Genomic DNA, 217 nt, shown 5'->3' on the forward strand with positions numbered 1-217 from the left:
GTCTGCCTGAGGTGTATCTCCTCCGGTATTTTGGTGTTGCTGTTCTTGTTGTTTCTTAGCTTCGTCTTCAGCTTTTTTCTTGGCCTCTTCTTCAGCTTTCTTCTTAGCTTCCTCATCAGCTTTTTTCTTAGCTTCTTCATCGGCCTTTTTCTTAGCCTCTTCATCAGCTTTTTTCGCATCTGGAGTTCCGCCAGGCGCAGTGAAGGATGCACCAATT

At 45.2% G+C, this 217-nt stretch carries 1 protein-coding gene; it reads right to left on the bottom strand.

Features of this window, described 5'->3' with window-relative positions; genetic code table 11:
• The coding region (locus tag MR167_RS32675) for a hypothetical protein (RefSeq protein WP_242316329.1) at nucleotides 1–217 on the bottom strand (217 nt) is incomplete at both ends.

Origin of the sequence: Bacillus cereus group sp. BfR-BA-01355 (assembly GCF_022663675.1) — a bacterium.
GTDB classification, from domain to species: domain Bacteria; phylum Bacillota; class Bacilli; order Bacillales; family Bacillaceae_G; genus Bacillus_A; species Bacillus_A thuringiensis_S.